The organism is Frankia sp. CcWB2, from assembly GCF_977927585.1.
Genome location: NZ_CDWRCM010000120.1, coordinates 5525 through 13938, shown reverse-complemented (window position 1 = coordinate 13938; position 8414 = coordinate 5525). Strand labels below are relative to the sequence as shown.

7 protein-coding genes are annotated in these 8414 nt (G+C 72.3%); 4 read left to right on the top strand and 3 right to left on the bottom strand.

Annotation, left to right across the window (positions count from 1 at the left end; all coding sequences use genetic code 11):
• Positions 1 to 683 precede the first annotated feature (683 nt).
• The 4 genes from tal (at position 684) to pgl (ending at position 5383) form a co-directional block, all read left to right on the top strand.
• The gene (tal, locus tag ACY45C_RS13645; protein WP_462187986.1) at positions 684 to 1799 is read left to right on the top strand and encodes a transaldolase; all 1116 of its coding nucleotides are present in this window, start codon (positions 684 to 686) and stop codon (positions 1797 to 1799) included.
• Between the two features lie 142 nt (positions 1800 to 1941).
• Entirely contained in the window at positions 1942 to 3474 is a 1533-nt protein-coding gene (gene zwf, locus ACY45C_RS13640; RefSeq protein ID WP_462187985.1) for a glucose-6-phosphate dehydrogenase, read from the top strand.
• 20 nt (positions 3475 to 3494) lie between these two features.
• On the top strand, positions 3495 to 4589 hold the full coding sequence (locus ACY45C_RS13635; protein ID WP_462187984.1) for a glucose-6-phosphate dehydrogenase assembly protein OpcA: 1095 nt from the start codon (positions 3495 to 3497) through the stop codon (positions 4587 to 4589).
• Positions 4586 to 5383, top strand: coding sequence for a 6-phosphogluconolactonase (pgl, locus tag ACY45C_RS13630; protein ID WP_462187983.1), 798 nt, complete (start codon positions 4586 to 4588; stop codon positions 5381 to 5383). The genes ACY45C_RS13635 and pgl overlap by 4 nt, the downstream gene beginning before the upstream one ends.
• An 85-nt stretch (positions 5384 to 5468) precedes the next feature.
• Here pgl and ACY45C_RS13625 read toward each other — a convergent pair whose 3' ends face one another.
• From ACY45C_RS13625 to ACY45C_RS13615, 3 genes are all read right to left on the bottom strand, one after another.
• Positions 5469 to 5858: an SHOCT domain-containing protein gene (locus ACY45C_RS13625; protein WP_462187982.1), complete on the bottom strand. Its 390-nt coding sequence runs from the start codon at positions 5856 to 5858 to the stop codon at positions 5469 to 5471.
• Positions 5859 to 6094: 236 nt separating this feature from the next.
• Positions 6095 to 7651 (bottom strand): serine/threonine-protein kinase, encoded by a 1557-nt coding sequence (locus ACY45C_RS13620; protein WP_462187981.1) that lies wholly within the window; start codon positions 7649 to 7651, stop codon positions 6095 to 6097.
• Positions 7652 to 7738: 87 nt separating this feature from the next.
• Complete coding sequence (locus tag ACY45C_RS13615; protein ID WP_011436081.1) at positions 7739 to 8074, bottom strand: RNA polymerase-binding protein RbpA; 336 nt, start codon at positions 8072 to 8074, stop codon at positions 7739 to 7741.
• Positions 8075 to 8414 lie beyond the last annotated feature (340 nt).

The window sequence follows — 8414 nt, the reverse complement described above, 5'->3', positions numbered from 1 at the left end:
GGAGCCCGTCGGCGGGCGGATCGGCTGCGGGGGCGGGCGGGCCGGCTGCGGGGGCGGGCGGGCCGCCAACCCCCGGCGCCGGTGCGGGAACACCGGGCGGCTCGAGCGCCGGCGCCGGTGCGGTCGTTGGCTTGGAGGCGCCCGCCCGCCCCGGTCCGCGGGCGGGGACATGCCGGCGACGAAGGACGGCCTCGGTAGACAGAGCGACCTCGCGATCGGCGGGATCGACGGGCGACCCACGCGGGACGGTGCCCCGAAAGTCGGAGCGGGCGGTGTTCTACGACGTGTCGGAGTCTAGCCGCCGCGGCGCTGCGTACGCGCGTCGACCGCGCCCGGACCCCCGCCGCCGCCCTGCGTCCTCTCTCACAACCGCGCCACGCGGCCCCCCGGGCGGCGGCGACCGACATGTACTGGCGTGGGGCATCGGACAGCGACGGTGGGTATGACGCATGGACGGCGGGCATCGGGCATGAACCACAGGGACCGGGATTCCACTCGTCGTGCGCGTTGTTCTCCCAACCGCCACCCGACTGTCACGGGGATCCGCAGACTGGGATCAGACTGGAAACAGCCTGGGATGGAGCCGGCCCCAGAGGGTAGTGCCCTGAAGGGGGTGCGCCCATCGGAGGACAGCTTGGAGACATGGTGAGGACGCCACCGCCCGCGGAGAGGAAGTCAGCCCGATGAGCAATCCCCTGTCCGAGCTCTCAGCCGCCGGAGTGGCGGTCTGGCTGGACGACATCAGCCGGGACCGCCTACGCACCGGCAACCTCGCCCACCTGGTCGAGAACCGCAGCGTCGTCGGCGTGACGAGCAACCCGACCATCTTCCAGAAGGCGATCAGTTCGAGCGACCTGTACGACGAGCAGCTGCACGACCTGGCGATCCGCGGCGTGGACGTCGGCGAGGCCGTCCGGGCCATCACGGCCGCCGACGTGCGCGACGCCTGCGACGTGCTGCGCGGCGTCTACGACGCCAGCGGCGGCGTCGACGGCCGGGTGTCCCTGGAGGTCGATCCCCGGCTCGCCCACGAGGCCGAGCGCACGCTCGCCGAGGCGCGTGCCCTGTGGTGGCTGGTCGACCGGCCGAACCTGTTCATCAAGATTCCCGCCACCCGGGCCGGCCTCTCGGCGATCACCGAGACGCTCGCCCAGGGCATCAGCGTGAACGTGACGCTGATCTTCGGACTCGACCGGTACGACGCCGTGATCGACGCGTTCATGACCGGTCTGGAGAAGGCCCTGGCCGCGGGGCGCGACATCACCGACCTGGTCTCGGTCGCGTCGTTCTTCGTCAGCCGGGTGGACACCGAGGTCGACCAGCGGCTGGAGAAGATTGGCACTCCGGAGGCGAAGGCGCTGCGCGGCCGGGCCGCCGTCGCCAACGCCCGGCTGGCCTTCGAGCGGTACGAGAAGGCGTTCGCCACTCCCCGCTGGGCGGCCCTGGCCGCGGCGGGCGCGAAGCCCCAACGCCCATTGTGGGCGTCGACGTCCACCAAGGACCCATCCCTGCCGGACACGATCTACGTTACCGAGCTGATCGCGCCCGGAACCGTCAACACGATGCCGGAGGCAACCCTGGAGGCGTTCGCCGACCACGGGTCGGTGACGGGCGAGACGATCCGCCCCCGCTACGAGGAGGCCCACGAGGTGTTCGCCCAGCTCACGGCCGTCGGAATCGATCTCGACGACGTGATCGAGACCCTGGAGAGCCAGGGCGTACAGAAGTTCGAGGACTCGTGGACCCAGCTGCTGGACACCATCGCAGCGCACCTGGGCTCACCCGGTTCGTCCGCGTAAGGCCTGGCGCCGGCCGTGGCCGTGGCGGTCGCCACGGCGGTCGCCACGGCCGTGATGATCGTCTCAGCGTCGTTCATGGACACCCGACGGTCCCCGGTAAAACAACCTCGGAGAGACCACAAGCAGAACGAAGGGGGAACGGGTGGCGCCCACGGTGAGTACCAACCCGCTGCGGGACCCACGTGACCGCAGACTGCCGCGCCTGCCGGACGCGAGCGCCCTGGTGGTGTTCGGCGCTACCGGCGACCTGGCCCGCAAGAAGCTGATCCCCGCCGTCTACGACCTGGCCCACCGCGGCCTGCTGCCGCCGGGTTTCGTCCTGCTCGGGTTCGCCCGCCGGGACTGGCCCGACGAGGACTTCGCCGAGTTCGCCCGGCAGGCCGCCGAGAAGGGCGCCCGCACCCCCTTCCGTGCAGAGGTCTGGGACCGGCTGGCGGGCTCCGTGCGGTTCCTGCCGGGGTCCTTCGACGACGACGCCGCGTTCGACCGGCTCGCCCGGGCGCTGGAGAGCCTGGAGCACTCCCACGGTATCCGTGGCAACGCGGCGTTCTACCTGTCGATCCCGCCGTTGGCCTTCCCGGTCGTGCTCAAGCAGATGCAGCGCACCGGGCTCTCCTCGGCCGCTGGTTCGGGCGGCTGGCGCCGGGTCGTCGTCGAGAAACCGTTCGGTCACGACCTGGAGTCGGCCCGGCAGCTCAACGCGCTCGTCGACGACGTCTTCACCCCGTCCGGGGTGTTCCGCATCGACCACTACCTGGGCAAGGAGACGGTCCAGAACCTCTTCGCGCTGCGCTTCGCCAACACGCTGTTCGAACCGATCTGGAACTCCCAGTTCGTCGACTCGGTGCAGATCACCATGGCCGAGGACGTCGGGATCGGCACCCGGGCCGGCTTCTACGACGAGACGGGCGCCGCCCGGGACGTGCTCCAGAACCACCTGTTGCAGCTGCTCGCCCTGACCGCGATGGAGGAGCCGGTCAGCTTCGGCGCGGAGACCATCCGCACCGAGAAGCTGAAGGTGCTCCGCGCGGTATCGTTGCCTACGGACCTCACCCGCTACGCGGTACGGGGGCAGTACGAGCAGGGCTGGCTCGCCGGGGAGCGGGTCCCGGGCTACCTCGACGAACAGGACATCCCCGCGCAGTCGCGGACGGAGACCTTCTCGGCGGTGCGCTTCGGCATCGAGACGCGCCGGTGGGCCGGGGTGCCGTTCTACCTGCGGACTGGCAAGCGGCTGCCACGGCGGGTCACCGAGATCGCCATCTTCTTCAAGAAGGCGCCGCACCTGCCATTCGACGAGACCGCCACCACCGAGCTCGGCAACAACCAACTGGTCATCCGGGTGCAGCCCGACGAGGGGGTCACGCTCAAGTTCGGCTCCAAGGTCCCCGGCTCGGCGATGGAGGTCCGGGACGTCGCGATGGACTTCCTGTTCGGTGAGGCGTTCACCGAGGCGCTGCCGGAGGCCTACGAACGGCTGATCCTCGACGTGCTGCTCGGCGACGCGACGCTGTTCCCGAACAACGCGGAGGTCGAGGAGTCCTGGCGGATCGTCGATCCGCTGGAGCGGCACTGGGCGGGCACCACCCCGCACCGCTACCGGGCCGGCACCTGGGGCCCGGCGGCCGCCGACGAGATGCTCGCCCACGACGGTCGCCGGTGGCGGCGGCCATGACCATGGATTAGGAGCCCCTCGTGACCACATTGTGGGACACCACCGGTTCTGAGGTGGTCAAGGCCCTCTCCGCCGAACGACGGGCGGCCGGAGCCCTGGCCTTCGGCTTGGCGCTGACCCTCGTCGTCGTCGTTGACGAAAAGCACGTCAGCGCCGCCGAGGGCGCGGCGACGCTGGCGGCCTCCGCCCATCCGTGCCGGCTACTGATCGTCGTCCGCCGGCAGGTCGACGTGCCGCATCCCCGGCTCGACGCCGAGGTCTCGATCGGCGGTCGGCTCGGCCCGGGCGAGGCGGTCGTGATGCGGATGTCCGGCCGGTTGGCGCCGCACGCGGAATCGGTCGTGCTTCCCCTGCTCGCACCGGACGCCCCGGTGGTCACCTGGTGGCACGACGAGCCGCCGACCCGGATCGCCTACGACCCGCTCGGCGTGTTCGCCGACCGGCGGGTCACCGACGTCACTGCCAGCCCGGACCCGCTGTCGGCGCTGTTCCAGCGGGCCGCGGACTTCGCCCCCGGCGACACGGACCTGTCCTGGACCAGGCTGTCGCCCTGGCGCACCCTGCTCGCTGCCGCCTTCGACGCGGTGGTCAGCGAGCGGCCGGACTCAGCCGTCATCACCGCCGGCCGGGCCGATCCGAGCGCCCAGCTGTTCGCCGGCTGGCTCCAGAACAGGCTCGCCGTCCCGGTGACGGTCGACGAAACGGGTGGCCGGCCCGGTATCACGGCGGTCGCCGTCGCCCTCGACGGGGACCGGCTGGCCGTCTCCCGCACCGACTCCCAGTCGGCGATGATCTCCCGCACCGGGTACCCGGACCGGGTACTGCCCCTGTCCGACCGGGGCGTCGGGGACCTGCTCGCCGAGGAGCTGCGCCGGCTCGACGACGACGCCGTCTACGCCGAGGCCCTGGGTACCTGGAGCGGCCTGCCGAACCTGACCAGGCGCTCGCCGCACCGAGAGCACATCTGGCGGGACCCGATGGACCAGACCGTGGGCGCCACGGACGCCTTGGCCGCCAGCACCGTGACGTCGAGCGCCGCGGCCCCGGGCACCGCGGCCCCGGGCACCGCCCCGACGAGTGCCTCGAACAACGAACGGGCGGTGGGTGGCGCATGACGGCCGAGCCGGAGCTCGTCCTCCATCGTGACGCCGGGGTACTGGCCAGGGCCGCCGCGGCCCGTCTGATCACCCGGCTGGTGGACGCCCAGACGGCCCGCGGGGAGGCCTCACTCGTCCTGACCGGCGGTGGCATCGGCATCGCCCTGCTGCGGGCGGTGCGATCGAACCCGGCTCTCGACGCGGTGGACTGGAGCAAGGTCGACATCTGGTGGGGCGACGAGCGGTTCGTCGCGGCCGGCTCGCCCGACCGCAACGAGCGGCAGACGCGGGAGGCGCTGCTCGATCACATCCCGGTGGATCCCAAACGGATCTTCCCGATGGGCCATCTGGCGGCCCCGACCGCGGGCGGTGACGTCGAGGGACGAGCCGCGGCCTCCGGCTATGCCGACCCGGAGTCCGCCGCGGTGGAGTACGCCGCGCTGCTGGCCACCCGTGCCGTCACCGGATCGGCGGTGCCGAGCTTCGACGTGGTGCTCCTCGGGCTCGGCCCGGAGGGCCATGTCGCCTCGCTGTTCCCGGGCTCCCCCGCGGTCGTCGCGACCGAGCCGGTGGTGGCCGTGCATGACTGCCCCAAGCCACCGCCGGAACGCGTCACACTGACCCTGCCGGCCATCCAGTCCGCCCACGAGGTCTGGGTGATCGTCGCCGGGGAGGAGAAGGCCGATGCGGTCGCGGCGTCGTTCTCCGGAGCGGGACCGATCACGATCCCGGCGACGGGAGCGGTCGGCCGCGACCGCAGCCTGTGGCTCGCCGACCGGGCCGCCGCCTCCCGGCTGCCCGGCTGGCAGTGACGCGGTCCGCGGACGACCTGTCCCGTGGGCCCGGTACGCGTGCCGGGCCCACGGGACGGCACCGGCGGATCAGGTCAGGATCTTGTCAGGTCAAGATCTTGGTCTTGCCCCGCTCGAACTCGGCCTCGCTGATAATCCCCCGGTCTCGCAGGTGCGCGAGCTTGCCAAGTTCGTCGGCGTCGCTCGTCGTCCTGGCGGCCTCCTGGAGGTAGGCGCGCCAGGCCTGTTCGTCGCGCTGCGCCGCGGCGCGGCTGCGCTCGTGCATGCTGCCACCCCGCACGATCAGGTAGGCGATCACGCCAAGCCAGGGCAGCACCACGATCGCGACCGTCCAGGCGGCCTTCGCCCATCCGGACAGATCCTGGCTGCGGAACACGTCCATGATCACGACAAGCAGCAGCCACAGCCACAGGATGAAAGCAAAAAACCACAGCATATAGAGGAAGACGCTGAGCAGCGGAAAATCGGGATCCACGGAGTACCTCCTGTCCACGCCGTGGTCGGGCGGTGGCCTGGGCGGGCCACGGTCGTCCCGGCGTCCTGGGGCCCCGGTTCCGGCCCGGACCCGGTTTCTGACCCGGTCCGTTCATACCCGCGCCGGGCCGTCCCGCCGTCGCGCCGCCTCACCCGCCGGGGGTGGACCGCCCAGCGCACTCACCCGCTCACCCGGCAGCCCGCTCACCCGGCGGTCCGGCCAGCCGGCGGCCCCGGTCAGCCTGGGGGCGCGGGGGACGATGGGGACACGGGGGGCGCTGAGCGGCGCATGGTCGCCTGCCCCGCCGAGCTGATCTCGGTCGCCGGATACGAGCAGTCGAGCGTGCCGTCGCCATGGAGCACGAGGTCCAGCCAGGTGGCGGCGAAGCACAATGCCCCGACCCGGGTGAGACGTTCCTCGAGCCGGACCGAGGCGCCGGACACCGCCCGCAGCACGAGCTCGCCGGCGCACCCACTCTCCGGGTAGGCACTCGTGCCGATCACCTCGCCGATCCGGCCGCCCCGCAGCACCAGCTCGGCGTTGAAGTGCACGAACGCCTGCGTCACCGATCCGCTCCAGCTGCCGATCATGCCCGGGGGCAGCGCCTCGCCAGCCTCGGCACCCGGTTGCGACCCGACCCCCGCCGGATCCCGCGTGGCGACCGTCGGCGGCGAGGCGCGACGCCGGTCGCCGTCGTCGCCGCTGCCGTCCGCGCCGAACAGCTGGTACGCCCCGGCGGCCACGGCGGCGAGCAGCACCAGGACGATCATCGCCCCGGCCATCAGCCGGGGTGCCCGCCACGGCCGGGCCCATCCGACCGCACCGGTGGGCCGCGCCGTCCCTGGCCACGCCGGCGGGAACGGCACGGGTCGCGACCCGGTCCGGCGCCGGATCACCGCGTCCGGCGCCGGGGACGGCGGGGATACCGGGGACGGCGAGGATACCGGGGCGGAATCGGCCGGGTGGGACGCGGCCCAGGTCAGCAACGCCTGCGCTCCCTCCGCGCGCAGCCGGCTCGCCGGGTTCTTGGCCAGCAGCCCGGCGATCGCTGCCGACAGCCTGCCGCCCCGGAGGAAGGGTGGCGGATCGGCGTGCAGCACGGCGCCGATAGTGGTGAGCAGCGTGTCGCGCTGGAACGGTGAGACCCCCTCGACGGCAAAGTAGAGGGTGGCGCCGAGGGCGAACAGGTCGCCGGCCAGGGTCGCGGGGCCGCCGAGGAGGCGCTCGGGCGCCATGTAGGCGGGCGTCCCGCCGCTGCCGACGCCGCCGGTGAGGGTCGGGTCGGCGGCGTGGGTGGCGATGCCGAAGTCGGTCAGCAGCACCCGGCCGTCGTCGGCCAGCAGGATGTTCGATGGTTTGACGTCCCGGTGCAGCACGCCCATCTGCTGGCCCGCGACCAAGGCGTCGAGGACCGCGAGCCCGACCTGGATGGCACGCTCGGGCGGCAGGGGACCGTCCCGGTTGACCGTCGTGGCGAGTGTGCCGGCCCGGACCAGCTCCATCACGATCCACGGCAGGCCGTCGTGTTCCACGGCGTCATGGACGGTGACCACGTGCGGGTTCCCCCGCAGCCGGGCGGCGTTGCGGGCCTCGCGCATCGCCGTCTCCACTCCGGCGGCACGCTCGTCGTCGTCGAGGTCGGCGGAGACCCGGATCTCCTTGATCGCCACCTCGACCCGGAGCACATCGTCGTGGGCCCGCCACACGGTGCCCATCCCACCGGAGCCAATCCGTTCGACGAGCCGGTACCGCCCGGCGACGATCCGGCCGATGCCGACATCATCCACAGTCACAGGGGCATCCTCGGCGGCGGCGCAACGGCGGCAGCCCGTTCCCGGCGGCGACCGTCGGCCGCTGCCGGGAACGGGCCCGGCCCCGGGCTAGGAGGCGCCCCGAAGCTTGGCGAGCGCCTCGGCGAGGATCGCCTCGCCGTCCTTCTCGTTCCGTCGTTCCCGCACGTAGGCGAGATGGGTCTTGTACGGCTCGGTGCGCGGCGGGGCGGGGGTGTTGTCCCGATCCCGTCCCGCCGGAAAACCACAGCTCGGACAATCCCACGTGTCGGGAATCGCCGCGTCCGCGGCGAACGACGGTCTCGTCTCGTGCGCGTTGGCGCACCAGAAGGAGATACGTTGCCGGGGCGCGGTCTCGCCCCGTTCCGCCTCTCCCATCGGTCCTGCCCCGACCCGGCTCCCCCGGATGGCGTTGCCACCTGCCACGGCCCGCGTGCTCCTTCGTCTCGTCCCATGGGTGGTAGCACGGAAACCGTGCCTGCCGATTCCGCGGCCTCGAGCGCCGCGGAACCTCGTACCCGGTTTCGTAAACCTGACGTTCCCGGCACTTTTCCCCGGGTGTTCCTCCGGGTACGTCCTGGGGGGAGTGTAGGCCGCGAGAGCCACACATGGATGCACCGACCACCCCCGCCTGGTTACCCCTGGCGTTACCCCCGGCGGGAGGAGCGTGTTCAGGTCGGGTGTCATCCGGACCCCAGCGAGACCGCGGTCGGATCGGCGGTGCCAACCGACGGCACGATCGTGAACGCGGTGACGTTCGTGCTAT

Coding starts and splice junctions, on each gene's coding strand:
- tal (WP_462187986.1), top strand. CDS start 684: ATGAGCAATCCCCTGTCCGAGCTCTCAGCCGCCGGAGTGGCGGTCTGG.
- pgl (WP_462187983.1), top strand. CDS start 4,586: ATGACGGCCGAGCCGGAGCTCGTCCTCCATCGTGACGCCGGGGTACTG.